Origin of the sequence: Microcella alkalica (genome assembly GCF_014137945.1) — a bacterium.
In the GTDB taxonomy this organism is placed as follows: domain Bacteria; phylum Actinomycetota; class Actinomycetes; order Actinomycetales; family Microbacteriaceae; genus Microcella; species Microcella alkalica.
On the sequence record NZ_JACGWX010000004.1, the window covers coordinates 39950 to 66496 of the forward strand.

A 26547-nucleotide genomic window follows, 5' to 3' on the forward strand; every position below is an offset into this window, starting at 1 on the left:
TGGGCGGGCGCGCGACAGCCGAGTGCGGGGATCGCGCGCCGGTGGTCGGCGAGTCGGGACGTCGCGCCGAGCGCGCCGTGGTCGCTTCCTGCACTCTGAGCCGCGTCGCTGAGCGCCGCCGCAGGCGCGCGTGGTTCGATACGCGCATGGCTCTGAACATCACGGGGGATGCCCCCGCCGACGCACTGCTCACCGACGACCCGTTCGCGCTCCTGGTCGGGATGCTCCTCGACCAGCAGGTGCCCATGGAGACCGCGTTCGCGGGGCCCGCGAAGATTCGCGAGCGGATGGGCTCGTTCGACGCCGAGACGATCGCCTCCGTCGCCCCCGAGGCCCTCGCGGCGGTGTTCAAGGAGTCGCCCGCGGTGCACCGGTTCCCCGGCTCGATGGCCGCGCGCGTGCAGGCGCTCGCCGCCGAGGTGCGCGACGAGTGGGGCGGGCGCGCCGACGCGATCTGGACGCGGCCCGGGCTCGACGGGCTCGCGCCCGACGGAGCGGAGATCCTCCGCCGACTGCAGGAGCTGCCCGGCTTCGGCGAGCAGAAGGCGACGATCTTCCTCGCCCTGCTGGGCAAGCAGTGCGGGCTCGAGGCCGACGGTTGGCGGGAGGCCGCCGGCGACTACGGCGTGCAGGGCTCGTACCGCTCGGTCGCCGACATCGTCGACGCCGACTCGCTCGCGAAGGTGCGCGAGGCGAAGAAGGCCGCGAAGGCGAAGTCGAACGCCGCGAAGGGCTGATCCGCCGCGGCGGCGCGTGCACGTTCTCCGGAATTCTGGAGAGCCGGCCGCACCCCGCCCGCGGCCCCGCGACGGGCCGAACCGAAACTCCGGAGAACTGACACAGCCCGGCGCGGGGCGCGCGACACGCGCATCCGATCGAATCGATTCGACACGGGCCGACTCGGCCTCTATCGTGGGGACAATGACCACTGTCGTGCACCCCGGCGACTCGCTCACTCGGCGCCAGCGCATCGTCTACGTCGTCGTGCTCGGCGCCCTCACCGCTCTCGGCCCGTTCACGGTCGACCTCTACCTCCCGGCGTTTCCGCAGGTCGAGGCCGACCTCGGCATCAGCGTCGCGCTCGTGCAGCTCACCCTCACCGCGACGATGGTCGGCTTCGGCTTCGGCCAGCTCATCGTCGGCCCGTGGAGCGACCGCGTCGGCCGCCGCCTCCCGCTCATCACCGCCTCGACCGTGCACGTCGCCGCGAGCCTCATGGTCGCGGTCGCCCCCGACGTCACGTGGCTGCTCGCGGCGCGCGTCCTGCAGGGCGCCGGCGCGGCGGCGGGGGGCGTCGTCGCGATGGCGATGGTGCGCGATCTCTTCGGCGGGTACCCCCTGGTGCGGATGCTCTCCCGCCTGGCCCTCATCACCGGGCTCGCTCCGATCCTGGCCCCGCTGATCGGCTCGCAGCTGCTGCTGCTGACCGAGTGGCGCGGTCTGTTCGTCGTGCTGGCCGGATACGGGCTCCTGGTCGTCGTGGCCTCGTGGCTCTTCATCGTCGAGACGCTCCCGCCGGCGCGGCGCTCCGACCGCGGTCACTCGACGATCGCGGAGCGCTACCGCGCGCTGTTCCGCGATCGCATCTTCATCGGCGTCGCGGTCATCGGCGGGTTTACCTTCACGGGCCTGTTCGCCTACCTGTCGGCGTCGTCGTTCCTCTTCCAGGATGTCTACGGCCTCGACCCGCAGGCGTACGGCCTGGTCTTCGCGGCGAACTCCGTCGGGGTGTTCATCGGCGTGCAGTCGAGCGCGCGTCTCGCGAAGCGGATCCCGCCGCAGTGGATCCTCGCGGTCTCGACGGCCGTGCTTCTCATCAGCGCGATCGCGATCGTCGTGCTGGATCAGGCGGGTGCGGGGATGTGGGGCACCATCGTGCCGCTGTTCTTCTTCATCATGGCGTGCGGCTTCGGCTTCCCGATGGTGCAGGTGCTCGCGCTCGTGAACCACGGCAAGGAGGCGGGGACCGCGGCGTCGCTCCTCGGCGCCCTGAACTTCGGCCTGGCGGGCCTGCTGTCGCCCATCGTCGGCGTGTTCGGCATCGGCAGCGCCACTCCGATGGGCGCGGCCATGGCGATCGCCGCCGCGGTCGCGGTGCTCGCGCTGTGGGTCGTCGTGCGACCGCGGACGGTGCCGGCGCTCACGGACTGACGGTCGCGCGCGAACTCACCGGGAGCCTGCGAGCATCCGTCGAAAGGCCCTCGATAGGGTGCCATGATGGAGCCGACCTCGACCCGACGCGTCGCGAGCCACTGGCGCTGGATCAGCGGAGTGGTGGCGCTCGGGCTCGCCGCCGGCCTGGGCCTGCTGGTGATGCTGCGCGAGAGCCCCTTCGACCTCGACGCCGACTGGATGACCGACGTGCTCGCCGAGCGGGGGCCCGTCCTCGAAGTGCTCGCGATGCTCATGGACCGCATCGGCGGCGGCCCGATCGGCGTCGTCGTCGTGCCGCTCGGGCTCGTCGCGCTGCTGCTCATCGCCCGTCGCCCGTGGGGCGCCCTCTTCTCGATCATCGCGGCGGCCCTCAGCGCGGCCATCGTGCAGCTGCTCAAGGGCACGTTCGCGCGCGCCCGCCCGGAGGAAATCCTCGTCACGGCCGACTTCGGCTCGTTCCCGTCGGGGCACGTCGCGAACGCGGCGACGCTCGCGACGACGATCGTCCTGATCTTCGGTCTGTCGCGGTCGCGGGCGTGGGTGTGGATGCTCGGCGCGGGCTGGATCGTCGCGATGGCGCTGAGCCGGACATACCTCGGCGCGCACTGGGTCACCGACACGATCGGCGGCGCGCTCATCGGCATCGCGGTCGCGGTGATCGTGTGGGCTCCGTTCGTGACCCGCCTGGAGCGGGAGCCGCGGCCGTCGAAGAACGCGCCGACGCCAACGGGCGCAGCGGCCACGCCGCTCACGCCGGCCGAGGGCGCGCCGACCCTCGGCGCGGCCGCGGGCTCGCGCCTGCGCGCCCCCGCGGAGAGCCTCAGCCCGCACTGGCGCGATCGTTGTCCATCTGGATAACATGAGCCCATGAGAATCCTCCTCGTGGGTGCGGGCGGCGTCGGAGACGCCTTCGCCAAGATCGCCGCTCGCCGCTCCTTCTTCGACACGATCATCGTCAGCGACTACGACGTCAGTCGCGCCGAGCGCACGATCGCGTGGATCGCTGACCGGCACGGCGACCAGGGCGAGCGCTTCGTGGCGGCGCAGATCGACGCGAGCGACGCATCCGCCGTCGAGAGGGTCGCGCGCGAGCACGGCGCGACGCACGTCATGAACGCCGTCGAGCCGAAATTCGTGCCGACGATCTTCGCCGGAGCCCTCGCGGCCGGCGCCGACTACCTCGACATGGCGATGAGCCTGTCGCGCCCGCACCCGACGAACCCGTACGGCGAGACCGGCGTGAAGCTCGGCGACGAGCAGTTCGCGGCCGCCGCAGACTGGGAGGCCGCGGGCCGCCTCGCGCTCGTCGGCATGGGCGTCGAGCCCGGCCTGAGCGACGTCTTCGCGCGCTACGCCGCCGACCACCTCTTCGCGGAGATCGACGAGCTCGGCACGCGCGACGGCGCCAACCTCGTCGTGCGCGACGAGAACGGCGACGAGATCTTCGCGCCGAGCTTCTCGATCTGGACGACGATCGAGGAGTGCCTGAACCCTCCCGTCATCTGGGAGAAGGACCGCGGATGGTTCACGACTCCGCCGTTCAGCGAGCCGGAGGTCTTCGACTTCCCCGAGGGAATCGGCCCGGTCGAGTGCGTGAACGTCGAGCACGAGGAGGTGCTCCTCATGCCGCGCTGGGTCGACGCGAAGCGCGTGACGTTCAAGTACGGGCTCGGCGACGAGTTCATCGGGATCCTCAAGACGCTGCACCAGCTCGGACTCGACAGGACCGAGCCGCTGCGCGTGCGCTCGGCGAACGGGCCGGTCGAGGTCAGCCCGCGCGATGTCGTCGCCGCGGGCCTTCCCGACCCGGCCTCCATCGGGCCGCGGATGACCGGCAAGACCTGCGCCGGGCTCTGGGTCACGGGAACCGGAGTCGACGGCTCGCCCCGCGAGGTGTACCTGTACCACGTCTCCGACAACGAGTGGACGATGGCCGAGTACGAGAGCCAGTGCGTCGTGTGGCAGACCGCGCTCAACCCCGTCATCGCCCTCGAACTGCTCGCGACGGGCGCCTGGAGCGGCACGGGCGTGCTCGGGCCGGAGGCGTTCGACGCCGAGGCGTTCCTCGAGCTCATGGCGCGGCCCGAGGCCGCGGGCGGGTACGGGCAGTCGTGGGGGCTCGAGGACCGGGAGCCGACCGCGCGGGCCTGATCGCTCGCCGCTGATCGTGCGCTGTCTGCGGGCCTCCCGCAGGCGCACCCCGCTCGCCTAGGCTGGCGCGCATGAGCGACAGCGACGACGCGACGGCCAGGGCCGCGGAGACCGACACCGACGACGCGACGGCCAGGGCCGCGGAGACCGACACCGACACCGACACGGCGGCGGAGGCGGCTGCGGCCGTCGAGGCCGCGCGGAAGGCTCTCGAGGAGGCCCAGGCGGCGCTCGCGCAGGCGACAGCGCAGGCGACAGCGCAGGCGGAGGTCGAGACGCGCGCCGCGGAGGGTGAGGCGCCCGTGGGCGGTCCGCTCGACGAGGCGCAGGTGGCGGCGATCCGCGACGGATACGCGATGGAGGGTGCCGCGATCGAGATGGGCGCGCTCGTGAACGGCGACGCGCGCGCGGACGTGCCGGTGCGCATCCCGCTCGCGATGACGAATCGGCACGGGCTCGTCGCGGGCGCGACGGGCACCGGCAAGACGAAGACCCTGCAGGTGCTCGCCGAGCAGCTGAGCGCGGCGGGGGTCCCGGTGTTCGCGGCCGACATCAAGGGCGACCTGAGCGGCATCGCGGTCGCGGGCGAGGCGAGCGAGAAGCTCCTGGCGCGCACGGCAGGGATCGGGCAGGACTGGCGGGCGACGGCGCACCCGACCGAGTTCTACTGCCTGGGCGGGATCGGGCACGGGGTTCCGGTTCGGGCGACGGTGTCGAGCTTCGGGCCGCTCATGCTGAGCAAGGTGCTCGGCCTCAACAAGACGCAGGAGTCGAGCCTCGGGCTGATCTTCCACTACGCCGACAGCAACGGCCTCGCGCTCGTCGACCTTGATGACCTGCGCACGGTGATCCAGTTCCTGACGAGCGACCAGGGGAAGGCGGAGCTCGCCGAGCTGGGCGGGCTGAGCTCGGCGACGGCGGGGGTGATCCTGCGCGAGCTCATCGCGTTCGCGGCCGACGGGGCCGATGCGTTCTTCGGCGAGCCCGAGTTCGACACGGCGCACTTCCTGCGCACGACGGCCGACGGGCGCGGGGTGGTGAGCCTGCTCGAGGTTCCCGGAGTGGCCGACAAGCCTGCGCTGTTCTCGACGTTCCTGATGTGGATGCTCGCCGACCTGTTCAACGATCTGCCCGAGGTGGGCGATCTCGACAAGCCGAAGCTCGTGTTCTTCTTCGATGAGGCGCACCTGCTGTTCCGGGATGCGTCGAAGGACTTCCTGGCGGCGATCACGCAGACGGTGCGGCTGATCCGGTCGAAGGGGGTGGGCATCTTCTTCGTGACGCAGACGCCGAAGGATGTCCCGGCTGACGTTCTCGCGCAGCTGGGCTCGCGCGTGCAGCACCAGCTGCGGGCGCACACCCCGGATGACGCGAAGGCGCTGCGGGCGACGGTGTCGACGTATCCGACGAGCGGGTACGACCTCGGCGAGGTGCTGACGACACTCGGCATCGGCGAGGCGGTCGTGACGGTCATGAACGAGAAGGGCGCGCCGTCGCCGGTGGCGTGGACTCGGCTGCGGGCGCCGCAGGGCTCGATGGATCCGGCTCCGGTCGAGACGATCGAGGCGACGATCGCGGCGTCGCCGCTCATGGCGCAGTACGGCGAGGTGGTCGACCGCGAGACGGCGCACGAGCTGCTCACGGCGCGCATGTCGGCGGCCGAGGCGGCGGAGGCCGCGCGCACGGCCGAGGAGGAGCGCGCCGAGGCCGCCGCGAGGGCGGCTCGCGACGCGGAGAAGCAGCAGGACGCGGCGCAGAAGGAGTACGAGCGGCGGATGCGCGAGCTTCAGAAGAGGGACCGCACGACGACGCGCACGCCGACTCGCACCGGTCGCTCGGGGGGCGCCGGCGGCACGGCCGGCGGGGGCGGCGGTCTCGGCGACGTCGTCGGAGACGCGCTCGGGTCGCGCACCGGCCAGACGATCGTGCGAGAGGTCCTCCGCGGAATCTTCGGGACGCTCAAGAGGCGCTGAGCGGTCGGCCCCCGCGTCTTATCCCGCCCGCCCGCCTGGCCCGCTCCCGCGTTCCCGCCCGCCCCGCTCCCGCGTGCCCGCCCCGCTCCCGCATGCCCGCCCGCCCACGCCACCTGCCGCCTGCGCTCGACGATCCGCGTTCTGCCCGACTCAGGTTGTGGAGGAGTGACGAGATCCGATTAGGTCAGTCCTCCACATCGCGAGCGCGAATCGGGGGAGCGCGTCGTCGCGCCCGCAGCCCAGCCCCGTCCCCGTCTCACTCACTACCGTTGTTGAGGAGTGACTTAAATGGATTCCGACACTCCTCAACAACGGAAGGAGGTCGGCCGCGGGCCCGACGCGGTCGCGGAGCGGAGTGCGCGCGGGTGCCTACGCGCCGTTGAGGGGCGCGTCGGCCAGCACGAGCATCCCGTACACGATGGCGGCCGCGACCACGACGGCGCCGGTGAAGCCGGCGGCGGCGAGCACGGGGCGGTTCTCGTACCAGTAGGCGGCCTGCTGCCACTGGTCGTGGAACTCCTTCTGCGTGAGCGGCTCATCGCTGCGGATCACGACCGCCTTCGTCGCCTCGGCGACCTGGTCGATCGCGTTGCGGGTCCAGAACTGCCCGCGCATCCGGAACAGGCGCTCGCCCTCGGCGGAGAGGGCGAGAAGCTGCGGCACCGAGCGCGTCGTCCCCGACGGGTACACCTCCAGCACGTGAACCGACTCGATCCGATCGAGCGGAACCCGGAAGGGCGGCGTCAGGAACGCCCGCTTCACGAGCTCCCCCTCGGTGATCGTGATCGCGGCCCGCGCGAAGTCGAGAACCCCGATCACGCACAGCACGACGACGACCCCGGCCGCCGCGATCACGACCGGTCCGTTGCCATTGGGCACGGTGAGCAGCAGCGGGGCGCCCAGAACGATCAGCACGAGCCCGATCGCGAGCAGCCCGTCGCGCAGCAGACGTCGGCGAGGGCGAACGACGAGGGGCGCGTCGTGGGCTCTGCTCACGATGCTCCCCTTGTCTCCGTTGTGGTGGCGAGCGCCGGAAGGGTGATGCGAAAAGCGACGCTCGGAGTGCGGAGGATGGGGGATTCGAACCCCCGAGGGCTTGCACCCAACACGCTTTCCAAGCGTGCGCCATAGGCCACTAGGCGAATCCTCCAGCGGTCGCCCTGCGCGAACGCGTGACGACCAGGAGCGATCCTACCCGTAAACTAGACGCGGCTCCTCGCGTGGCGCCATCCAGGCCAACTCCCCCAGGGCGGAAACGCAGCAAGGGTAACCGGGCTCTGGCGGGTGCGCGAGGGGTCCTTTTTTGTGCCAGGGCGACGATCGCGCGGATGCCCGGCGAAAGCATCCGCGCCCGCCGACCAGCCCGGCCGGGCCTACCGCTTCGCCAGCCCCCGCCTCGCCGGGCCCTCGAGCCGCGCCCCGTCCGGCGCGAACCGCGAGCCGTGCGCCGGGCAGTCCCACGAGCGCTCGGCGTCGTTCCAGTTCAGCGGCGCCCCGAGGTGCGAGCACAGCGCCGACACGCGGCACACGCGCCCGTCGACGCGCGACACAGCCTCGAGCCGCGCCCCGTCGCGCCCTGTCACGCCCGAGCCCTCCGAGGGCGCGGCCGCCGGCAGCGGCGTCGTCAGCACGTGCGCGAGCCCCCTGCCGTACCACCACGCGACCTTCGCGTTCGCGACGACGCCTTCGAGCAGCGAGCCCGGCATGAGCGGACGCCGACCCATCGCCTTCGCCCACCGCGGAACCTCCCCGTCGAGCAGCCGCGCGCTCAGCTGCAGCGCCGCCTGCACGGCGTTCGTCATGCCCCACTTGTCGTATCCGGTCGCAAGCGCGATGCGGCGGTGCGTGAACGGCACCCACCCGACGAAGGGGATGCCGTCGGTCGGCTCGTAATCCTGCGCGCTCCACACGTGCGTGCGCTGCGCTCCCGGCCAGTGCTCCTCCGTCCACGCGGTGAGCTCCTCGAGGCGCGCCGTGGGCGACGGGTTCTTCCCGCCGGGGCCATCGGTGCAGTGCCGGCCGACGGCGTGCCCGTTGCCGCCGATGAGCAGCAGCTCCCCGCTCTGGCCGAGCGAGCGGCCGGCGGCACGATCGGGCGTCGTCCGCACCGACCGCGACGGCTGGTCGACGCTCAGGTGCTGCCCGCGCGGCAGCGTGCCGGGCACGCGGAACGCCGCGGCGTACGAGCGCTGCGGCGTCATCCGCGCCCAGTAGAGCCCGCGATCGAGGACGGGGATGCCCGTCGCGAGCACCACGCGGTCGGCCCACAGGCTCGCGCGCGTCGTCGTGACCTCCACGAGGTCGTCGGTCGTGGTGGTCGCGTAGTCGGTCGAGCCGGGGCCGAGGGACGACCGCGACGGCGCCCGCATCCCCGTCGCCGGCAGATTCTCGATGATCACGCCGCCGCGCGAGCGGACGTCGGCGGCGAGCGCGGCGAGCACGTCGAGCGGGTCGAACTGGGCCTGGTCGGGCAGCACGACGGCGCCGTGCGTGGCGAAGGGCAGCTCGGTCGCGTCGGTGAGCGCGACCGGCAGACCGAGCGAGCGGGCGACGTCGTGCTCGCGCTCGACCGTCGGCCGGCCCTCGGGGGAGCCGGCGTAGCTGTAGGCGTCGCGGGTCTCGATCTCGATGCCGTGCTCGGCGGCGTAGCGGAGCATCCACGCCTGGCCCTCGCGGTTGGCCTCGACGTACGCCTCGAGCGCGCCGCGCGAGGCGCGGGAGGCGATCTGCTGGAGGTGCGTGCCCTGCAGCAGGCTCAGCTTGGCGGTCGTGTTGCCCGTCGTGACGGCGCCGATGCGCCGCGATTCGATGACGGCCACCTTCTGGCCGGCGCGGGCGAGCAGGAGGGCGGTCGTGAGTCCCGTCAGCCCCGCGCCGACCACGATGACGTCGTAGCGCGCGTTCTGCTCGAACGGATCGGTCTCGATGTGCGGAGCGCGGTCAAGCCAGAGAGAGGTCATGCGGGCCACGGTAGGCACCGAGCACTCACAGGGCCAGCGGGTTGCATGCCCGCCCGCACGGGTCTACGGGCAGGCCCCGGCGCCGGCATGCCGAAAGACCCTGGGAGCCGCCAGTGCTGCGCACCTAGGCTGTGCGGGATGGCCAGGAGCATCTACCTCACGTCCGCCGAGGGCAACTCGGGCAAGTCGTCGATCGCGCTCGGCGTGCTCGACACTTTCGCGCGCACGCTCGAGCGGGTCGGGGTCTTCCGGCCGGTCGCGCGCGGCCGCGACGAGGGCGAGCGCGACTACGTGCTCGAGCTCCTGCTCGCCCACGCGCGCGTCGACCTCGACTACGACGAGTGCATCGGCGTCGGCTACGACGACGTGCACGCCGACCCGGAGGCCGCGCTCGCGCGCATCGTCGACCGGTTCCACGAGGTCGAGAAGAAGTGCGACGCCGTCGTCATCGTCGGCAGCGACTACACCGACGTCTCGAGCCCGACCGAGCTGAGCTTCAACGCCCGCGTCGCCGCGAACCTCGGCGCCCCCGTGCTGCTCGTGCTCGGCGGACGCGCGACGGGGCAGGCGGGCGCGCGGGGGCTGAGCGACTCCGACGCGCGCAGCGCCGACGACATGCGCCGCGCCGCCGAAGTGAGCGTCGCCGAGCTCGAGCACGCCCACGCGCAGCTGCTCGCCGTCATCGTCAACCGCGCCGACCCCGACGCGCTCACCGACATCGTCGCCGCCGTGCAGGAGGTCGCGCCCGACGCGCTCGTCGCCGCCGTGCCCGAGGACCGCTACCTCGTCGCCCCGACCGTCGAGGCCGTCATGGAGGCGTGCGGGGCGCGCTTCGTGCGCGGCGATGCGCAGCTGCTGCGCCGCGAGGTCATGGGTGTCGTCGTCGCGGGCATGAGCATGGAGAACGTGCTGCCCCGCCTCATCGAGGGTGCCGTCGTGCTGATCCCGGGCGACCGCAGCGAAGTGCTGCTCGCGGTGCTCATGGCGCATGCGAGCGAGACGTTCCCGTCGCTCGCGGCGATCATCCTCTACGGCGGGTTCGAGACGCCGGATGCCGTGCAGAGCCTCGTCGAGGGCCTCGACCCGGCTTTGCCCATCCTCCGCACCGACTCCGGAACGTACGACACGGTGCTGCGAGTGACCGAGACGCGCGGCCGGCTGGCTGCGGACAGCCAGCGCAAGTACGACACGGCGATCGCCCTGTTCGAGACGCACGTGAACGCGCCCGACCTGCTGCAGCGCCTCGAGATCAGCCGCAGCTCCGTCGTCACGCCGCTCATGTTCGAGCACGACCTGCTCGAGCGCGCTCGCGGCGACCGCAAGCGCATCGTGATGCCCGAGGGCGACGACGACCGCGTCCTGCGCGCCGCGAGCACCCTCCTCGGCCGGGGCGTGTGCGACCTGACGATCCTCGGCGATGAGACGAGCATCCGCGCCCGGGCGGCCGAGCTCGGCCTCGACCTGTCGGCCGCGCAGATCATCAGCCCGCGCGAGGAGGAGCTGCGCGATCGCTTCGCGACCGAGTACGCGCGGCTGCGGGCGCACAAGGGCGTCACGTACGAGACGGCGCGCGACGTCGTGACCGACGTCAGCTACTTCGGCACGATGATGGTGCACCTGAACCTCGCCGACGGCATGGTGTCGGGGGCCGCGCACACGACCGCGCACACGATCCGCCCGAGCTTCGAGATCATCAAGACCGACCCGGGCGTGGGCGTCGTGTCGAGCGTGTTCCTCATGTGCCTCGCCGACCGCGTGCTCGTCTACGGCGACTGCGCGGTCATCCCCGACCCGACGAGCGAGCAGCTGGCCGACATCGCGATCTCATCGGCGGCGACGGCCGCGCAGTTCGCGATCGAGCCGCGCGTGGCGATGCTGTCGTACTCGACGGGGGAGTCGGGCTCGGGCGACGACGTCGAGAAGGTGCGCGCCGCGACCGCGATCGTGCGCGAGCGACGCCCCGACCTGCTCGTCGAGGGGCCGATCCAGTACGACGCGGCGGCCGAGCCGAGCGTCGCGAAGACGAAGATGCCGGGTTCGGAGGTAGCGGGCAGGGCGACGGTGTTCGTCTTCCCCGACCTCAACACCGGCAACAACACGTACAAGGCCGTGCAGCGCTCGGCGGGCGCCGTCGCCATCGGGCCGGTGCTGCAGGGCCTGCGCAAGCCCGTCAACGATCTCAGCCGTGGGGCCCTCGTCGGCGACATCGTCAACACCGTCGCGATCACCGCCATCCAGGCGCAGCGCACCCCGCCGCCGCCGACGCAGCCGATCTCGACGATCGGGGGCACCGAGTGACCCGGGTCTTCGTCGTCAACTCCGGGTCGAGCTCGATCAAGTACCAGCTCGTCGACGTGCAGAGCGGCGAGGCCGTCATCGGCGGGGTCGTCGAGCGCATCGGAGAGCCCGGCGGCGACGCGAGCGATCACACCGAGGGGATGCGCCTCGTCCTCGACCGGCTGGGTTCCGAGAGCGGGTTCGGCGCCGAGGCCCGGTACGGCGTGTTCGGCGTCGCCGCTTCTGCCCCCGCCGCCGGTGCCGCCGCTCCCGCCGCCGGTGCCGCCGCCGCTCCCGCCGCCGGTGCCCCCGGCCCCGCCGCCGGTGCCCCCGGCCCCGCCGCCGGTGCCCCCGCCCCCGCCCCTGCCGCGGCCCCCGGCCCCGCCGCCGCCCCCGCCTTCGTGGCCGTCGGCCACCGCGTCGTGCACGGCGGCGCGCTCTTCACGGCGCCGACGCTCATCACCGACGAGGTGGTCGAGCAGATCGAGAGGGTCTCCGCTCTCGCGCCGCTGCACAACCCCGCGAATCTGGCGGGCATCCGCGCCGCTCGTGAGGTGATGGGCGACGTGCCGCATGTCGCCGTCTTCGACACCGCCTTCCACCAGTCGATGCCCGCCGCGGCCTACACGTACGCAATCGACCGCGATGTGGCGCAGGCGCACGGGGTGCGGCGGTACGGCTTCCACGGAACGAGCCACGAGTTCGTCGCGCACCGCGCGGCCGGGCTGCTGGGTCGCCCGGTCGACGAGCTGAAACTCATCGTGCTGCACCTCGGCAACGGATCCTCGGCGACCGCGATCGACGGCGGGCGCTCGATCGACACGTCGATGGGGTTGACTCCGCTCGAGGGGCTCGTCATGGGGTCGCGCTCGGGCGACGTCGACCCGGGCGTGCTGCTGCACCTGCTGCGTGCCGGGCTCTCGGTCGACGAGGTCGACCGTCTGCTCAACAAGCGCAGCGGCCTCCTCGGGCTGACCGGCCGGTCGGACATGCGTGACGTCGTGCAGGCCGCCGACGACGGCGATGGGGATGCCCGGCTCGCTCTCGACGTGTGGGCGCACCGCATCCGGCACTATGTGGGCGCCTACCACGCACTGCTGGGCGGGCTCGACGCGCTCGTGTTCACGGCCGGGATCGGCGAGAACTCGCCCGTCATGCGTGCCCGCGCCCTCGCGGGGCTGTCGCACCTCGGCCTCACGATCGACGCCGACCGCAATGCGATGTCGTGGCGCGAGCCGCGGGAGATCTCGCCCGACGGCGCGGCCGTGAAGGTGCTCGTCGTGCCGACGAACGAGGAGCTGGCGATCGCGCGCGCGGCGGCGGCGCTCGCCGGCTGAGTGGAGTCGACTGGTTGATGACGCGGATCAGCGCTGCGGGCGGCCCCCGCGGGGCAGCGCTGCCGGTTGCGCCCGCGGGTCAGCGCTGCTGGTGACGCCCGCGGGTCAGCGCTGCGGGCCCTCCGTGCGGATCATCTCGGCGGCTGACGCGGCTGACGCGGCGGCTACGGCGGCTCTGCGCCGCTGAGCGCGTCGGCGAGCGCCCGGCTTCGACTGGGCATGTCGATGGGTTGGTGCTGCGGCTCGCCGGCCCGCCCCGATTCCATGAGGCGGTATCGCGGCCCGGCCCTCGAGATCTGCCATCCGTTGTTGTGCACGAGCAGGTGGTGATGTCGGCAGAGCAGGATCCCGTCGGCGACATCGGTGCGCCCGCCGTCGCGCTGCCAGTGGTCGATGTGGTGCGCCTCGCACCAGGAGGGCGGTCGTTCGCAGCCGGGCCAGCGGCAGCCGCCGTCGCGGGCGGCCAGGGCGATGCGTTGGGAGCGGCTGAAAAGGCGCCGCTCGCGCCCCAGGTTGAGCGGTTGACCGTCGTCGTCGACGGTGATCGTGATGGTGCCGGCAGCGCAGGCGAGCCGCTCGGCAGTGGCGACAGAGACGGCATCGGGGTGCCCTTCGAACCATGCCGCGCCTCGGCGGCGGGTGAGCGTGCGGGCCGCGACGAGCATCCGTACCCCGATGGGGCCGTCGCCGAGCAGCTGTGAGGTGTCTGCGGCGGCTCCATGCCGGAGCAGCTCGGCGAACGCGTCGCTCGCGAACTGCTCGGTGGTGCGTTGCTCATCGATCACTCGGTCGGTCGGTTCACTGTCGGCGGCGAAGCTCGGCCCACCGCGGCGTGGCGACGTGATGCGGTCGTACACCTCACTGACGATCGCGAACGTCTCGGGGTCGAGCACCCACTGCGCGAACCCCATGCCGTCGGAGCGTCGTCCGATGCGCAGCGACCGTCGTTCGCGCTGCACCGCTTCGCGCTGCTGGATGCCCTCCGCATCGAGCTCGTCACGCAGGGCCCGGGCTTCTCGGGCCGCCCGGTCGGCGTCGAGTCCTGCGACACGGTCGACGAGCTGCCCGGCGGCCGTGGCCAGAGCCGATTCGTCGACCCCCGCCGCGGCAACCCCGAGCCCGGTTTTGATCGCGTCGGCGACGGCGACGCTGACCCGACCGTCGAGCACGGCGTCGGTGAGCGGTCCGGCGTCGGCGACGGCTGCCCCCACGCGCACGGCCGCGCGGGCGTCAGTGAGCCGGGTGCCGGTGGTGACGCGCACGAGTTCGTCGGGGGTGCGGTGGCCTCGGCTCTGAGCGAGGCCGGAATGCCCGAGCTCGGGCGCCGAGCGCCGGGCGATCTCGCCCGCGAGCAGCGAGACGTGCAGCTGCGCGAGGCGCACCTCGTCGGCGGCGAGCCGCGTGAGCGCGAGCAGAGCGGCGTCGTCGAGAGCGCGGTAGGGGTCGAGGGCGCGGGGGACGGCGGCCAGAGCATCCACCGCAGAACGCAACGCGATGCCCACGCGACCGGCGCCGCCCGCACCGCCCGCCGCAGCGTGCCATGAGGTCGGAACGCCGCCCGTCGCCTCGAGCACTCCGCTTGTCATGACTCGAACATACGTTCGACCACCGACATTCGTCAGGACTATCCCCAGAGGCACGGAGAGCCCTGCCTGGGCACGCGCGCTGACCACGTGCACCTGATTGCAACTGCAGTTGCGCGACCACGTCGCGAGGCGTACGCTGGCAATGCAACACAAGTTGCGTTACGAGAGAAGGCATCACGTGATCACCACCCCGACCGCCGCCGTGACGAGCGGCGCATTCCGCGTCGAGATCCGCACGAGCATTGAGATCGATGCCGCACCCGCGATCGTGTGGGGCGTGCTCACCGACACCGCCGCCTACCCCGAGTGGAACGGCTTCATCGTCGAATGGACAGGCGAACTAGCACGAGGCGAACGCCAGAACGTGCTGCTGCAGCCCCCCGGCGGGAAGCCGCAGCGGTTCCGCCCGCGCATCGTCACCCTCGACGCGGGTCGCGAGCTCGTGTGGCTCGGGCGCCTCGGAATCCCGGGCGTGCTCGACGGGCGCCACCGCTTCGTCATCGAGCCCCTCGCCGGCGCCCGAGCACGCCTGCGCCACGAGGAGACCCTCACCGGCGCGCTCGTCCCCGCCCTGCGCCGCCTGCTCACCGAGACGACACCCACGGGCTTCGAGCGCATGAACCGCGAGCTCGCGGCCCGCGCCGAGGCGGCCGCCGCGTGACGACGAACCCCCAGCGCCGCGGCGCCGCCGTCGAGTCCCGCGTGCTCGAGGCGACCCTCACGCTCCTCGCCGAGCGCGGCGCGGCCCTCACGGTCGACGAGGTGGCCGCCGCGAGCGGCGTGCACAAGACGACGATCTACCGCCGGTACGCGACGCGCGAGCAGCTCATCGCCTCCGCGGTCATGAGCCTGGCCGAGCAGGCGGTGCCGCCCGTCGCCGACGATGACCCGCGCGCCGCGATCGAGAGGCTCGCCCTCGCGGTGGCTGCGACGACGCGCACGGATGCAGGCCCGAACATCCTGCGCGCGACGATCGCCGCGAGCGCGACGTCGAGCGAGCTCGTGCAACTGGCGGATGCGTTCTTCCGCGCTCGGTACGCGCTCGCCGTCGAGCACCTGCGTCGGCTCGCCGAGTCGGGCGACCTGCGGTCGGACGTCGACCCGGTCGTGGTGTGGGAGCAGATCGTGAACCCCATGCACGTGCGGGCCCTGTGCGGCCGCGCGACGAGCGAGGCGGATGCGCGCCTGCTCGTCGAGCTCGCCCTTCGCGGCGCGGCGCCCTGAGCCGCAGGCCCGGCCCGCATCAGAGCGCGGCGACGGCTTCGGCGATCGGCGTCTCGCCGCTGACGACCTCGAACTGCGCGCCGACGCCCGCTCCGGTCGCGAGGAGCGTCGCGATGAGGGCGGCGACGTCGCCGCGGGGGATGCTCCCCTCGACCTCGGCGCCCGCCTGCACCTTCCCGGTGGGCGAGTCGTCGGTCAGCTGCCCGGGCCGCGCGATGGTCCAGTCGAGCTGGTCGTTGCCGCGCAGGGCCGCGTCGGCCTCGCTCTTGGCGCGCAGGCAGATCTGGAAGATGTCGACCGAGTCGGCGTCGTCCGCGTCGGCCCTGCGCGACGACACCATGACGGAGCGACGGATGCCCGCCTGAACCGCGGCGTCGGCGAGCAGTATCGCCCTGTCGCGGTCGACGGAGCACTTCCGCTCGGGCGGAACCCCCGGCCCCGAGCCCGCCGCGAATACGACGGCATCGCAGCCCATAGCGCGAGTCGTGCCATGTGAAAAGACGGGCGGTTTGAGAAAGTTTGATGAAGCGTAGCGTTTAGACGCCTCATCAAACTACGATCAAACTGTGAACGAAGCCACCAAAGCCATCGAAGCGATCCGCGCTGGCGCCACACCAAGTGAACTCGAGTCGCAGACGCTCGAGTTCAAGAGCGAGGCGGCGACGCCCCGCGAGAGCCTGCAGATACTTGCCGACGCTGTCGTGTGTTTTGCGAATGCCCATGGGGGCACCATCGTCTTCGGCGTCGCCGACAAGGTGGCTGGTATCGAAGCATTGGTAGGCGTCACGCATCTCGACGAGCGGCAGATCATCACAGGAATCTTCGACCGCACGAACCCAGCGTTATCGGTACCCGTCAAGGGTATGAACGTTGACGATAAGCGGCTCTATGAGGTCACCGTCCCCACTGGGGCGACGATCTACTCAAACACGAAGGGCACGGCAACTCGCCGGGTGAACGACGAATGCCGACCGTTCCCGCCAGAAGAGCAGCGGCAGGCTTTGATGGCTCGGGGAATCCATGATTGGTCGTCGATGCCGACGGCGGTGACCGTGCCTGACGAACTCGAGCTGAGCAGGCTTCGCCGATTGCTGAGGGAGGCGGGGCACGAGGCGCTCGCCGGGCAGGACGACCTTGCCCTTCTGAGAGATCTGAGGCTCGTGAACGACATCGGCAGGTTGACCAACGCTGGCCTGTTACTCGTCGGCCGCGAGTCGGATCTCCGTCTGCACATTCCCAGCCATGGATTCTCTTACCAGTACAGGCCCTCGTCGGGCTCCGAAGCGACCAGCACTCTCCGAGAGCGGAAGACGCTCCTTGCCGCCGTCGAGTTGCTGATCGACGCGATCTCGACCCGGACTCAAGTCGCTCCGATGAACGTGAGCGGCGGGGTTCAGATTCGGCGCGAGGACTACCCCCCGGATGCTGTGCGTGAACTGGTCGTCAACGCCTTGGTACATCGCGATTACGGCGTCCCCGGGACGGTCGACATCGAACACACTCCAGAGTCGCTTCGCATCAGCAGCCCCGGCGGGCTGGTGTACGGCGTCACCCCAGAGAACATCCTCAGTCATCCGTCCACCCCAAGAAACCGCCTCTTGCTCGAAACCGTTACAGCCCTTCAGGTGGCGGAGCGCACGGGCCAGGGGGTCGATCGCAGCTATCGATCCCTGCTTCGGTCCGGTAAGAAGCCGCCGCTTTTCGTCGACGCGGGCGACAGGGTTGACGTGCACGTCGAGGGCGGTAGCGGTAACGCCGCTTTCACGCGATTCGTACGCACCCAGCTGCCTGAGTCGCTCTCCGGTGATCTCGATGCCCTCCTGGCGCTCGACATGCTGTGTTCGCGCCGCGGCGTTTCGGCACCGGAAGTGGCCACGGTCATCCAGCGCACTCCAGACGATGCGCAACGAGTGCTGGCTCGTATGGCGGTGGCCGATATCGTCTCGCCGACGAAGCGATCTGCCCGACAAAGCCATCCCAGGTACGAGCTGGCACCTTCGGCGCTTGTCGGGCTCGGGCTCGCAGTTCAGTACAACAAGCGGAAGGCAGAGGGCTCCGAAGAGAAGATCTTCGAGCACATCCGAGAGTACGGGTACATCACCAATCAGACCGTCAGGCGCTTACTCGACGTCGATGTCTACGCCGCGCGCGATGTGCTCGGCGACCTTGTCAAGCGCGATCTGATCCGGAAGGCTGCGGGAGCATCGCGTGGCCCGGGTGTTCGCTACCAGCCGGGTGTGGCGTTCCCCAGGAGGTAGAACCGAACCAACTGGCCCATTCGCTGCGCGTCAGAGCGCGGCGACGGCTTCGGCGATCGGCGTCTCGCCGCTGACGACCTCGAGCTGCGCGCCGACGCCCGCTCCGGTCGCGAGGAGCGTCGCGATGAGGGCGGCGACGTCGCCGCGGGGGATGCTCCCCTCGACCTCGGCGCCCGCCTGCACCTTCCCGGTGGGGGAGTCGTCGGTGAGCGACCCGGGCCGCAGGATCGTCCAGTCGAGCTGGTCGTTGCCGCGCAGGGCCGCGTCGGCCTCGCTCTTGGCGCGCAGGTAGATCTGGAAGATGTCGTCGGAGTCGATTCGTGAGGTCGGCGACGGGAATGGCGCGGCGTTCAGTCGAAGTGTCGCCGCGCCTCGGCGGCGAATCTCGGTACGCCCGCACGGGTCAGCGTGTTGAGCACGTCGTCAATCGTCACTGGTGGCGAGTCGTAGTCCTCAACGAGCTCTCGCAGGGTCCGGAGGACGATTCCGGGGTACAGATCGATTTGATCGAGAAGGAACTCATCGGGGTGGATGACTTCGACATCGAATGCGGCGGTCGACTCTGGAGGGAAGTCTTTGAGATTGAACGTGACGAGCACATCCGCGTTGGCACGGACTGCCGCTGCCAGAACATGCCGATCTTTCGGATGACAGCTCATCGTCTCGACGAGATCGGCGTACCCTTCGACCAGCGCGTCCGGGAAGTACTCACGCATGGCGTCCAATCGGCGGTCGATCTCCGCAGCGGCGTAACCATCGTTGATGACGTTTCGCCGGACTTCCTCGAGCACGTCGTCAGACCAGAGGGGGCGAAAAGCGCCACCGTCGGCCAGCCTCAGGACCACGTCATTGAGTGTTGCGCCATAGAGCGCGCAGGCATCGAAGAACGCAGGAAAGGCCACGACGCCTCAGTCCACTGGGGGCTTCTGGCGGACTCGGCCTGATGCCTGCCCTTCGCGCGCAATCTCGCGCAGGGTTCGGCTGCGTTCGACCCGGAACCGATCCTGGTAATCGACAAGGTCTCGTAGCGTGACACGGCGATGACGGCCTCGCGTCTCGAACGGGATGACACGCTGTTCAAGGAGTTTGACCAGTGTTGGCCGCGATATGCCGAGGTATTCGGCCGCTTCCTGGGTGGTCAGTAGTGCCTCGTACGGCGCGATGGTGACCCCTCGGCCATTGGCGAGCGCCGTCGTGACTTGCTCGAGGACCTGGAAGATCTCGGCCGGAATCGGAGTGTGAGTCCCGTCAGGTGCTACGAGCGCAGCGCCCTGATTGTGAGTCGCGAGATAACGCTCGATGTTGTGGATGGTATCGGCGAAATCGACGAGCTCATCCCGCGCTTCACTGACGGGCAAGTATGTCCGCGACTTGCGACGGATTGGAGATTCGGTGTCAGCCATGCGCTCATCCTATTCGAAAAAAGCGAAACCCAACGGCTCGAGCACCGCATCTCGCGGAACTCGTTTGCCCAACAGCCGGGCATGACGAAACCGGCGAGCGTTCAGCACTCCACGAAGATGCCGGGTTCGCCCAGGCAGTGCTCGCGCAGACCGCCGAAGGCTCATCGGCGTCGATGTGGTGCGAGGGATCGACGCGACGCGATCGCCTCTAACCGGCTCGAAGACTCGCCGGCGTCAGAGCCCGGCGACCGCTTCGGCGATCGGCGTCTCGCCGCTGACGACCTCGAACTGCGCGCCGACGCCCGCTCCGGTCGCGAGGAGCGTCGCGATAAGGGCGGCGACGTCGCCGCGGGGGATGCTCCCCTCGACCTCGGCGCCCGCCTGCACCTTCCCGGTGGGGGAGTCGTCGGTGAGCGACCCGGGCCGCAGGATCGTCCAGTCGAGCTGGTCGTTGCCGCGCACGGTCGCGTCGGCGTCGCTCTTGGCGCGCAGGTAGATCGGGAAGATGTCGTCGGAGTCGGCGTCGATGGTGCCGCCTGAAAGGTTGGTGGTGGTGGGGCGTGTACACGGTGCGGGGCGTGTAGAACGGCAGCCAGGCGGTGCCGTTCCATCGGAAGATGGTTCCCGAGTCTTCGGCGGTGATCTGCCGGTCGAGCCAGTTTCCGGTGGCGGGCAGTCCCGCTTCGTTGGCGGCTTTTTCGCCCACCTTGTCGCGCACCCAGTCAGCCAACGCGTTGTGGTCGGCGCGGAGAGTGGGCGCCGGGTTCTCGGCGATGCGAGGAACACCCTTCGACGGTTCGGGGGTGGTGGTCATGATTCCTCCATCAAGAGTTGAATGTGATTCTTAGATCCCCAGATTGGGTGTCGGTTTGTGTGCCCCGATATTTGGTGTATCCGCCCTGACGCATTCCTGTTCCGCCAGGATTGTCTTTCAGGAAATCGCCCACACTGTTAGGCAGTTTCACCCACCCGGAACGTGTTGGGAGGGCAATTGTCGTTGCCGTGTACGACGGTGCGCCGCCCGGTTTTGTGGCGTGCGTGTGGGTGCGGAAGTTCGGGTTAGCGCCGAACTGGTAGTAGGCGGGGAGGAAAATTTCTATAGACCCAATTGTGGCGTTACCTGGAATGGTGTCCCGAATTGTCGACCCATAAAACCAGGCGCCATGATTGTTGTCCGACGCCCACACTTCGCATAGTCCACCAGCGACCGTCCTGCCAGTTGCCCGAATCAACGCCAGTGAACACAATCGTTTTCTTATCCCCCGCAGTGTGAGGCGCGTCGGGTTGGGGTGAGCTCAGGGGTGGCCGTAACAATTGCTGTTACGGTGCCGCCTGACGCCCAATCAATAATGACAAGGTCTTTTATTGCCGTTGTCGCAGTGGTCGGATATCCCATCAGTTTTGTCACACCACTACCGGGCGGATATTCGACAGTCATCCTCGGCGTACCAGTAGCGACCACTTTCCCGACCGCACTCCTAGGGGTGGTGGGGTTCAGAATGAACATTCCCTGGTCGGTGCGGAGCACGCGCACAAGATCTCCGGGGAGGAGTGTGTACGTTCCCGACGAGGGGACGATGATCCGCCCCCGCCAACGTCAACTAGAGCGTTTTCGCCGGACTGGCTAATGTATGTGCCGGTCAACACTTGCCAGGGGTGAAGTTGGGCAAGCCTCTCTGACACTGCATCCTCAGTGGTACGCATCCCCGACCCCTCTATTGAATTGACCAGTCGACCACTGACAGGTCGTACTATGGGCGCATGCCTCGCAGCACGAAACCGGCACACCTGGCGGCACTCGTCGCCCTCACCGCAGTAACCGGCACCCTCGTCGCCCTCGCCATGCAACCCACGACGCCACCCGAGTCGACCGTCGCCGCCAGTCAGCCGATCGTGCGGGAGCAACCCACCACCGTCGCAGTCCTAGGCGACTCGAACACCGAAGTGGACTCGGTAGACTTCGCCGGCGGACAGATCGGCGCAAAAACGTGGGTGCGGGAACTCACCCACGGCAACTTCCGATTTGCTGGCGGGTGGGCCGACGGAGGCGCAACCACTGCTCGGATCGCCGACGAGCTCACACCCATAACCGCCGACGTGCTACTAGTTATGGCCGGAACGAACGACGTTGGCCTTGGTGTGCCGTTCGAGGAAAGCGCCGCGAACCTCAAAACGGCGATCGCGAAAACGACGGCGAACCGCACAATCCTGCTCGCCATCCCACCCCGGTTCCCCGAAACGCAGCCGACCAGCGCCGACTTCAACTTGGCGCTACGTGCCGTCGCGGCTGAGAACGGGTGGGAATACTTCGACGGACACCAATCGACCACTCTCGAGGACGGCGTACACCTAGACTTCGACTCTCACCGTGCACTCGCAGAAGCCATAATCCGTTATTTGGAGGGGTAGATCACACCAGTCCGAGGCGGGTCGCGTTGTACAGGCCAACCTGCCCGATGTTGCGCCCCGGGTCTGGTGGAGGCTCCTGACATCCCGAAAGGATGAGGAGCATGCCGAAGCTGAGGAAATACCCGCCGGAGTTGAAGGAGCGGGCCGTGCGCTTGGTCCTCGCCGCCCGTGACGAAGGCGGTGGCCGCCGGGGCGCGTGCACGCGGATCGGACAGCAGCTCGGGATCCCGAGCGACACGCTGCGGGGCTGGGTGCACCGCGCCGAGGTCGACGAAGGCCGACGTGCTGGACGATCGACGGACGACGCGGAGCACATCGCTCAGTTGGAGCGGGAGAATCGCGAGTTGCGTCGAGCGAACGCGATTTTGCGCAGTGCATCGGCTTTCTTCGCGGCGGAGCTCGACCGCCCACACAGCTGATGGTCGACTACATCGACACGCACAAGGACGAGTTCGGGGTCGAGCCGATCTGCGAGGAACTGCCGATCGCCCCATCGACGTACTACGCGCGCAAGACCGCCGAGCCGTCCGCGCGGGCGGTGAAAGACGAGACCGCGTTGACCGAGATCAGGCGAGTGCACTCAGAGAACCTCGGCGTTTACGGGGCGCGCAAAGTGCATGCGCAGCTTCGTCGCGAGGGGCATACGTTCGCCAGGTGCACGGTGGAACGGCTGATGCGTGGTGATGGGCTGCGCGGGGTGACACGGCGTCGAGGTCCGCGCACGACGGTTCCCGGCAACCCTGCAGAGCTGCCTCTGGACTTGGTGGAGCGCGCTTTCATCGCGTGCGCTCCCGATCAGCTCTGGGTCGCCGACATCACCTACGTTCGCACGTTCGCCGGCTGGGTCTATGCCGCGTTCGTGATCGACGTGTTCTCTCGCCGCGTGGTCGGCTGGCAACTCTCGACCAGCCTGCGCACCGATCTGGCCCTGGACGCGTTGGAGATGGGCATTTGGACCAGGCGCCGTGAGGGGCGAAGCACCTCGGGGCTGACGCATCACAGCGACAGGGGCGTTCAGTATCGAGCGATTCGCTACACCGAGCGGCTCGCCGAGGCCGGCGCGGTCGCCTCGGTCGGGTCCCGGGGCGATTCCTACGACAACGCTCTGGCCGAGGCCTTCAACTCGCTCTTCAAGGCCGAGCTCGTCCGCCACCGCGGACCCTGGAGATCGATCGATGATCTGGAGTTCGCGGTTGCTGAATACATCGACTGGTTCAACAACCGCCGCTTGCACTCCGCGATCGGGATGATCCCTCCGGTCGAGGCGGAGCAGGAGCATTACGATTCACCCCAAGCGCCCGTTGCAGACAGCGAACGGGTTACCGCGAGCCTCCGATGAACCCGGGGCGCAACAAGCAAGTTTGCCACTTTTCATCGAACAGTACGGCGACGCCGTCGAGAGCTCATTCACGCACTATTACGCCATAGCGTCGCGCCTGTCAAAAACAAGTCCTCGGCAGTTTGAACTCTTCTGCAATCGCATCGGCGCGCCTCTCCTTCCCGTCACCAAGGAGCAAAGATCGTGGTTCAACGGTTCCATGATCAGTGCTGCGTATTCCGTGGAGGAGCCTGCCTTCAACGCTCGAACTCTTCTTGAGCTCACCATGCGTCAGTTGCGTCTGGTCGGGGGAGTCGAGATCATGGCATCGAACGAGGTGTTTCGCGTAGAGCCCGGCTCCCCACGAATGCGGGTGATCGCCCGACAGGGAAGCTACGCGAGCGAAAGGGTCGTGAATGCCACGTATGCCGGTATCAATCGGGTTCTCGCCCAGTCTCAACGACCCGCGATCGACGTCCAGCACGAGTTGGCTGAGATGGCACTGATCGAACTGCCGGACCCTCTTCGCGACGTGGCGGTGACCGTCATGGATGGTCCGTTCTTCTCGCTCATGCCCTTTCCCAGTTCGGGGCTCCACACGCTGAGCCACGTCAGGTACACCCCGCACGCGCGTTGGAGAGACCGGACTGGAGAACAGCCATCCGACCCCTACGCTTCACTCCAGGGAAGTGCGCGCGCATCCATGTTTCCCGCCATGGCGGCAGATGCGGCTCGCTACATGCCTCTTCTGAGGAAGACGAAGCACGTGGACTCGATTTGGGAGATCAAGACAGTACTGGTTGCAAGCGAGCACAACGATTCACGGCCGATTATGTTCAGGAAAGACCCAGAACTGCGGGGTCTCGTCTCGGTGCTCGGGGGAAAAATCGATAACATTTTTGACGTGCTCACGGAAGTGGAGATTTTCTATGGAAAGTAGCTCGCCCGCGACACTCGCACCTGGCGAACTTCAGGATGTCTTCGTTTCTGTTGTGATCGTCGCCGATGGCCAATTCGACATCGGCCATGAAATCGAAGCGATTGTTCATCGTGCGCTCGTGAGCTTCGCATACTTCGAGTTGGTGATCGTCGACAACAACATGTCTGCTGCCCAGCGGGCGCGCGCACGGGACTGGCTTGAGACGACCACGAACACGCGAATCGTTCGGGTCGCCCGCCGCTCCAGCCTCGACGTCGCCGTGTTCGCGGGGCTTGAAGCCGCGATCGGTGACTACGTCGTGACGATGTCACCTGGATCCGACCCGCTCGAGTCGCTCGAAGAGATCGTGGCGGAGCTTCGGCGGGGCACCGTGGACGTCGTGCAAGGTCGCAGCTCGCAACCCCTGGGTGATGCCTTCCTGGAACGGCTGGGGCGATCGGCATTCTATTCGTATAACCGTCGAGTGCTTGGCATTGAGCTTTCAGATCGCGACACCCGACTAATCGGACTCACCAGGCGCGCGTTGAATGCCGTTTCGAGCGACGGCCGTCGACACCGGTATCTCAGGCACCTTATCCAGCACTCGGGTTTGACGGTCGGGTTGTACACGTACGCTCCGTCTGGCCCTCGTCGGAGCGAGCGCAAACTGGGCGACGGCATTCGCGACGCGGTCGAGATGGTCTCCAGCTACTCCACGACACCGCTCCGGTTCGTTTCAATGCTCGCCTTGACTGCCGCGATCTTGAACCTTCTCTATGTTCTGTACATCCTGATCGTGGCAGTCGTCCTGGGAACAGCGGTTGAGGGCTGGGCGACAACATCTCTGCAGCTCTCGTTCATGTTCGTTATGATCGGTATCGTGCTTGCCGTTCAGTCGGAGTACATGGCACGGATACTCAAGGAATCTCGTCGTGAGCCCGATTACCTTCTGATCGAGGAGATTGAGAGTCCCCGTAGCACGGGAGAGCAAGCAAGGCGAAATGTCGCGTCCTGAGGAGCGGGTCCGATCGAATCGCGATGTCCCCGACTACGACGCGGTTGAATTTTCTGCACCGACGACCCGTTATTGCCTGGTTGTGTTCGTCCTGAACGAAGGCACCCGTATTCGCAACCAAATCGCTAAGCTGCGCGAATTGCGCCTGCCGGTTGATGTCGTGATCGCAGATGGTGGAAGCACTGACGGATCTCTGGAGCAGGGTGCACTCAAGGAGAACGGGATCGCCGCACTGCTCACGAAGTCGGGCGCTGGTGGGTTGAGCGCTCAGATGAGGATGGCTTTCGACTGGGCGTCCAAGAGCGGCTACTCCGGTGTGATCGTGATCGACGGAAACGATAAGGACGACGCGTCCGCGGTACCGGCGTTCGTCGAGCTCCTAGACAAGGGCTTCGACCACGTTCAAGGCTCCCGGTTCATAGAGGGCGGCCGCGCAATCCGAACCCCGAAACTCCGTTACCTTGCCGTTCGGCTCGTTCATGCCCCCCTGGTCTCCATCGCCTCTGGGCGTTGGCAGACGGACACAACCAATGGTTTTCGGGGCTACAGCATGCGATTGATCGAGGACCCCGAGATCGACGTTTTCCGCTCGGTGTTCCATTCCTATGAACTCCATTATCACCTGGCAATCGAGAGCGCGCGTCTTCCTCGTTTCCGCACAACTGAGACTCCGGTTACTCGCGCCTATCCCGCGGGAGTGAAGACTCCGACCAAGATCACCCCTGTCCGGGGAAACCTGAAAGTCTTGGGCGTTCTGCTGTCAGCAGTATTCGGGCGCTACCGATCAAGGGGTCACTGATGGGGTCAGCACTGTTTGGACACACAGGTTTTGTGGGGAGCAATATCGCGCGACAGCACGAGTTCACTCATCTCTACAATTCCGTCAACTCGGACGATGCCCGTGGCTCGGAATACGATTTCGTGGTCTTCTCGGCCGCCCGAGCGGAGAAATGGCGAGCGAACGCTGATCCTGTCGGGGATCGTCGACACGTCGACTCTCTCGTTGAGCTTCTTGAGTCCGTCACGGCGCGCAGGATTGTTCTCATCTCCACTGTCGACGTCTATGCTGACCCTCGCGGAGTCGATGAGCTCACCCAGATTGACGCGAGTCGGTCGACGCCATACGGACAACACCGAAGCCTTCTCGAAGTTGCGACGCGGAGATCCTGTCCTGACGCGCTCATCGTCCGCCTGCCGGGTCTTTACGGGCGCGGGCTCAAGAAGAACGTGATCTTCGATCTTCTGACCGAGAACCTGGTTGAAAAAATCAACCCGGATTCCGAGTTCCAGTTCTACGGCCTCGACAGGCTCTGGTCAGACATAGAACGGGCTTTGGAGGCGAACCTGAGGCTGGTGAACTTTGCCACCCAGCCGGTCGCTACTCGCGACATAGCCGACCGAGTATTCGGTCTCGAGTTGCAAGCGCCACCGCCCCACTCCGACCCCGTGAAGTACGACGTTCACACTCAACATGCACCAGTCTTCGATGGGAGAGCTGGCTACCTTCAGGACCGCGAGAAAGTATTGGCTGGGCTCTCACGATTCGTCGCGGAGTGGGCCTAG

Annotated in this window: 23 protein-coding genes, 1 tRNA gene, 1 other RNA gene, 1 pseudogene and 1 other annotated feature; of the genes and pseudogenes, 17 read left to right on the top strand and 9 right to left on the bottom strand. The window is 68.4% G+C overall.

Annotated elements, in window-relative coordinates:
• Positions 1-146 precede the first annotated feature (146 nt).
• From FHX53_RS08515 to FHX53_RS08535, 5 genes are all read left to right on the top strand, one after another.
• Positions 147-737 carry an HhH-GPD-type base excision DNA repair protein gene (locus FHX53_RS08515; protein ID WP_182490932.1) on the top strand — a complete coding sequence of 197 codons (591 nt, stop codon included), beginning with the start codon at positions 147-149 and terminating at the stop codon, positions 735-737.
• Between the two features lie 184 nt (positions 738-921).
• Complete coding sequence (locus FHX53_RS08520) at positions 922-2151, top strand: multidrug effflux MFS transporter (RefSeq protein ID WP_182490933.1); 1230 nt, start codon at positions 922-924, stop codon at positions 2149-2151.
• 63 nt (positions 2152-2214) lie between these two features.
• Positions 2215-3012, top strand: coding sequence for a phosphatase PAP2 family protein (locus FHX53_RS08525; RefSeq protein ID WP_246335600.1), 798 nt, complete (start codon positions 2215-2217; stop codon positions 3010-3012).
• Positions 3013-3021: 9 nt separating this feature from the next.
• A complete protein-coding gene (locus FHX53_RS08530) occupies positions 3022-4305 on the top strand; it encodes a saccharopine dehydrogenase family protein (RefSeq protein WP_182490934.1) in 1284 nt (427 codons plus the stop codon).
• 71 nt (positions 4306-4376) lie between these two features.
• Positions 4377-6278 carry a helicase HerA-like domain-containing protein gene (locus FHX53_RS08535; protein WP_182490935.1) on the top strand — a complete coding sequence of 634 codons (1902 nt, stop codon included), beginning with the start codon at positions 4377-4379 and terminating at the stop codon, positions 6276-6278.
• 369 nt (positions 6279-6647) lie between these two features.
• On the opposite strand, the gene FHX53_RS08540 is transcribed toward FHX53_RS08535, so the two are convergent.
• Together FHX53_RS08540 and FHX53_RS08545 are read right to left on the bottom strand one after the other, a co-directional pair.
• Entirely contained in the window at positions 6648-7274 is a 627-nt protein-coding gene (locus FHX53_RS08540; RefSeq protein ID WP_182490936.1) for a hypothetical protein, read from the bottom strand.
• 69 nt (positions 7275-7343) lie between these two features.
• Positions 7344-7428, bottom strand: a tRNA-Ser gene (locus tag FHX53_RS08545).
• Between the two features lie 57 nt (positions 7429-7485).
• On the opposite strand from FHX53_RS08545, the gene ffs reads away from it, so the two are divergent.
• Positions 7486-7582, top strand: an RNA gene (gene ffs / locus FHX53_RS08550) — signal recognition particle sRNA small type.
• A 69-nt stretch (positions 7583-7651) separates the two neighbouring features.
• Here ffs and FHX53_RS08555 read toward each other — a convergent pair.
• Positions 7652-9238, bottom strand: coding sequence for an FAD-dependent oxidoreductase (locus FHX53_RS08555; RefSeq protein WP_182490937.1), 1587 nt, complete (start codon positions 9236-9238; stop codon positions 7652-7654).
• 138 nt (positions 9239-9376) lie between these two features.
• Between FHX53_RS08555 and pta the strand changes: the two genes are divergently transcribed.
• Together pta and FHX53_RS08565 are read left to right on the top strand one after the other, a co-directional pair.
• Entirely contained in the window at positions 9377-11536 is a 2160-nt protein-coding gene (gene pta, locus FHX53_RS08560; RefSeq protein WP_182490938.1) for a phosphate acetyltransferase, read from the top strand.
• The gene (locus FHX53_RS08565; RefSeq protein WP_343050927.1) at positions 11533-12852 is read left to right on the top strand and encodes an acetate kinase; all 1320 of its coding nucleotides are present in this window, start codon (positions 11533-11535) and stop codon (positions 12850-12852) included. The genes pta and FHX53_RS08565 overlap by 4 nt, the downstream gene beginning before the upstream one ends.
• Positions 12853-13016: 164 nt before the next feature.
• Here the strand turns inward: FHX53_RS08565 and FHX53_RS08570 are convergent, their stop codons facing one another.
• Positions 13017-14438, bottom strand: coding sequence for an HNH endonuclease signature motif containing protein (locus tag FHX53_RS08570; RefSeq protein WP_182490939.1), 1422 nt, complete (start codon positions 14436-14438; stop codon positions 13017-13019).
• A gap of 178 nt (positions 14439-14616) precedes the next feature.
• Here FHX53_RS08570 and FHX53_RS08575 point away from each other — a divergent pair, with 178 nt between their 5' ends.
• Positions 14617-15099, top strand: coding sequence for an SRPBCC family protein (locus FHX53_RS08575; protein WP_182490940.1), 483 nt, complete (start codon positions 14617-14619; stop codon positions 15097-15099).
• Positions 15096-15662, top strand: a complete 567-nt coding sequence (locus tag FHX53_RS08580) for a TetR/AcrR family transcriptional regulator C-terminal ligand-binding domain-containing protein (RefSeq protein WP_182490941.1) — start codon at positions 15096-15098, stop codon at positions 15660-15662. Before FHX53_RS08575 ends, FHX53_RS08580 begins: the two co-directional genes overlap by 4 nt.
• 19 nt (positions 15663-15681) lie before the next feature.
• Here the strand turns inward: FHX53_RS08580 and FHX53_RS08585 are convergent, their stop codons facing one another.
• On the bottom strand, positions 15682-16137 hold the full coding sequence (locus tag FHX53_RS08585; RefSeq protein WP_182490942.1) for an NAD(P)H-binding protein: 456 nt from the start codon (positions 16135-16137) through the stop codon (positions 15682-15684).
• A gap of 91 nt (positions 16138-16228) precedes the next feature.
• Between FHX53_RS08585 and FHX53_RS14055 the strand changes: the two genes are divergently transcribed.
• The gene (locus FHX53_RS14055) at positions 16229-17920 is read left to right on the top strand and encodes an RNA-binding domain-containing protein (RefSeq protein ID WP_182490943.1); all 1692 of its coding nucleotides are present in this window, start codon (positions 16229-16231) and stop codon (positions 17918-17920) included.
• A 30-nt stretch (positions 17921-17950) separates the two neighbouring features.
• Here FHX53_RS14055 and FHX53_RS08595 read toward each other — a convergent pair whose 3' ends face one another.
• The 4 genes from FHX53_RS08595 to FHX53_RS13840 form a co-directional block, all read right to left on the bottom strand.
• Positions 17951-18304, bottom strand: a complete 354-nt coding sequence (locus FHX53_RS08595) for an NAD(P)H-binding protein (protein WP_182491119.1) — start codon at positions 18302-18304, stop codon at positions 17951-17953.
• Positions 18271-18822, bottom strand: coding sequence for a VapC50 family PIN domain-containing toxin (locus FHX53_RS08600; protein WP_182490944.1), 552 nt, complete (start codon positions 18820-18822; stop codon positions 18271-18273). Before FHX53_RS08600 ends, FHX53_RS08595 begins: the two co-directional genes overlap by 34 nt.
• 6 nt (positions 18823-18828) lie before the next feature.
• The gene (locus tag FHX53_RS08605; protein ID WP_182490945.1) at positions 18829-19323 is read right to left on the bottom strand and encodes a helix-turn-helix domain-containing protein; all 495 of its coding nucleotides are present in this window, start codon (positions 19321-19323) and stop codon (positions 18829-18831) included.
• Positions 19324-19557: 234 nt separating this feature from the next.
• Entirely contained in the window at positions 19558-20109 is a 552-nt protein-coding gene (locus FHX53_RS13840) for an NAD(P)H-binding protein (protein WP_182490946.1), read from the bottom strand.
• A gap of 975 nt (positions 20110-21084) precedes the next feature.
• Here FHX53_RS13840 and FHX53_RS08615 point away from each other — a divergent pair.
• From FHX53_RS08615 to FHX53_RS08640, 6 genes and pseudogenes are all read left to right on the top strand, one after another.
• On the top strand, positions 21085-21732 hold the full coding sequence (locus tag FHX53_RS08615; protein WP_182490947.1) for an SGNH/GDSL hydrolase family protein: 648 nt from the start codon (positions 21085-21087) through the stop codon (positions 21730-21732).
• A 101-nt stretch (positions 21733-21833) separates the two neighbouring features.
• Positions 21834-23071, top strand: a pseudogene (locus FHX53_RS08620) (IS3 family transposase).
• Positions 22112-22225: a sequence feature (AL1L pseudoknot), on the top strand. It overlaps the preceding pseudogene by 114 nt.
• Before the next feature lie 22 nt (positions 23072-23093).
• Complete coding sequence (locus FHX53_RS08625; RefSeq protein ID WP_182490948.1) at positions 23094-23990, top strand: FAD-binding oxidoreductase; 897 nt, start codon at positions 23094-23096, stop codon at positions 23988-23990.
• On the top strand, positions 23980-24984 hold the full coding sequence (locus FHX53_RS08630; RefSeq protein ID WP_182490949.1) for a glycosyltransferase: 1005 nt from the start codon (positions 23980-23982) through the stop codon (positions 24982-24984). Before FHX53_RS08625 ends, FHX53_RS08630 begins: the two co-directional genes overlap by 11 nt.
• Complete coding sequence (locus FHX53_RS08635; protein WP_182490950.1) at positions 24971-25783, top strand: glycosyltransferase family 2 protein; 813 nt, start codon at positions 24971-24973, stop codon at positions 25781-25783. The genes FHX53_RS08630 and FHX53_RS08635 overlap by 14 nt, the downstream gene beginning before the upstream one ends.
• Entirely contained in the window at positions 25783-26547 is a 765-nt protein-coding gene (locus FHX53_RS08640; RefSeq protein ID WP_182490951.1) for an NAD-dependent epimerase/dehydratase family protein, read from the top strand. Before FHX53_RS08635 ends, FHX53_RS08640 begins: the two co-directional genes overlap by 1 nt.

Coding starts and splice junctions, on each gene's coding strand:
- FHX53_RS08585 (WP_182490942.1), bottom strand. CDS start 16,137: ATGGGCTGCGATGCCGTCGTATTCGCGGCGGGCTCGGGGCCGGGGGTT.
- FHX53_RS08525 (WP_246335600.1), top strand. CDS start 2,215: ATGATGGAGCCGACCTCGACCCGACGCGTCGCGAGCCACTGGCGCTGG.
- FHX53_RS08530 (WP_182490934.1), top strand. CDS start 3,022: ATGAGAATCCTCCTCGTGGGTGCGGGCGGCGTCGGAGACGCCTTCGCC.
- FHX53_RS08635 (WP_182490950.1), top strand. CDS start 24,971: ATGTCGCGTCCTGAGGAGCGGGTCCGATCGAATCGCGATGTCCCCGAC.
- FHX53_RS08640 (WP_182490951.1), top strand. CDS start 25,783: ATGGGGTCAGCACTGTTTGGACACACAGGTTTTGTGGGGAGCAATATC.
- FHX53_RS08570 (WP_182490939.1), bottom strand. CDS start 14,438: ATGACAAGCGGAGTGCTCGAGGCGACGGGCGGCGTTCCGACCTCATGG.
- FHX53_RS08605 (WP_182490945.1), bottom strand. CDS start 19,323: ATGGCTGACACCGAATCTCCAATCCGTCGCAAGTCGCGGACATACTTG.
- FHX53_RS08555 (WP_182490937.1), bottom strand. CDS start 9,238: ATGACCTCTCTCTGGCTTGACCGCGCTCCGCACATCGAGACCGATCCG.
- pta (WP_182490938.1), top strand. CDS start 9,377: ATGGCCAGGAGCATCTACCTCACGTCCGCCGAGGGCAACTCGGGCAAG.
- FHX53_RS08615 (WP_182490947.1), top strand. CDS start 21,085: ATGCCTCGCAGCACGAAACCGGCACACCTGGCGGCACTCGTCGCCCTC.
- FHX53_RS08630 (WP_182490949.1), top strand. CDS start 23,980: ATGGAAAGTAGCTCGCCCGCGACACTCGCACCTGGCGAACTTCAGGAT.
- FHX53_RS08535 (WP_182490935.1), top strand. CDS start 4,377: ATGAGCGACAGCGACGACGCGACGGCCAGGGCCGCGGAGACCGACACC.
- FHX53_RS08520 (WP_182490933.1), top strand. CDS start 922: ATGACCACTGTCGTGCACCCCGGCGACTCGCTCACTCGGCGCCAGCGC.
- FHX53_RS08515 (WP_182490932.1), top strand. CDS start 147: ATGGCTCTGAACATCACGGGGGATGCCCCCGCCGACGCACTGCTCACC.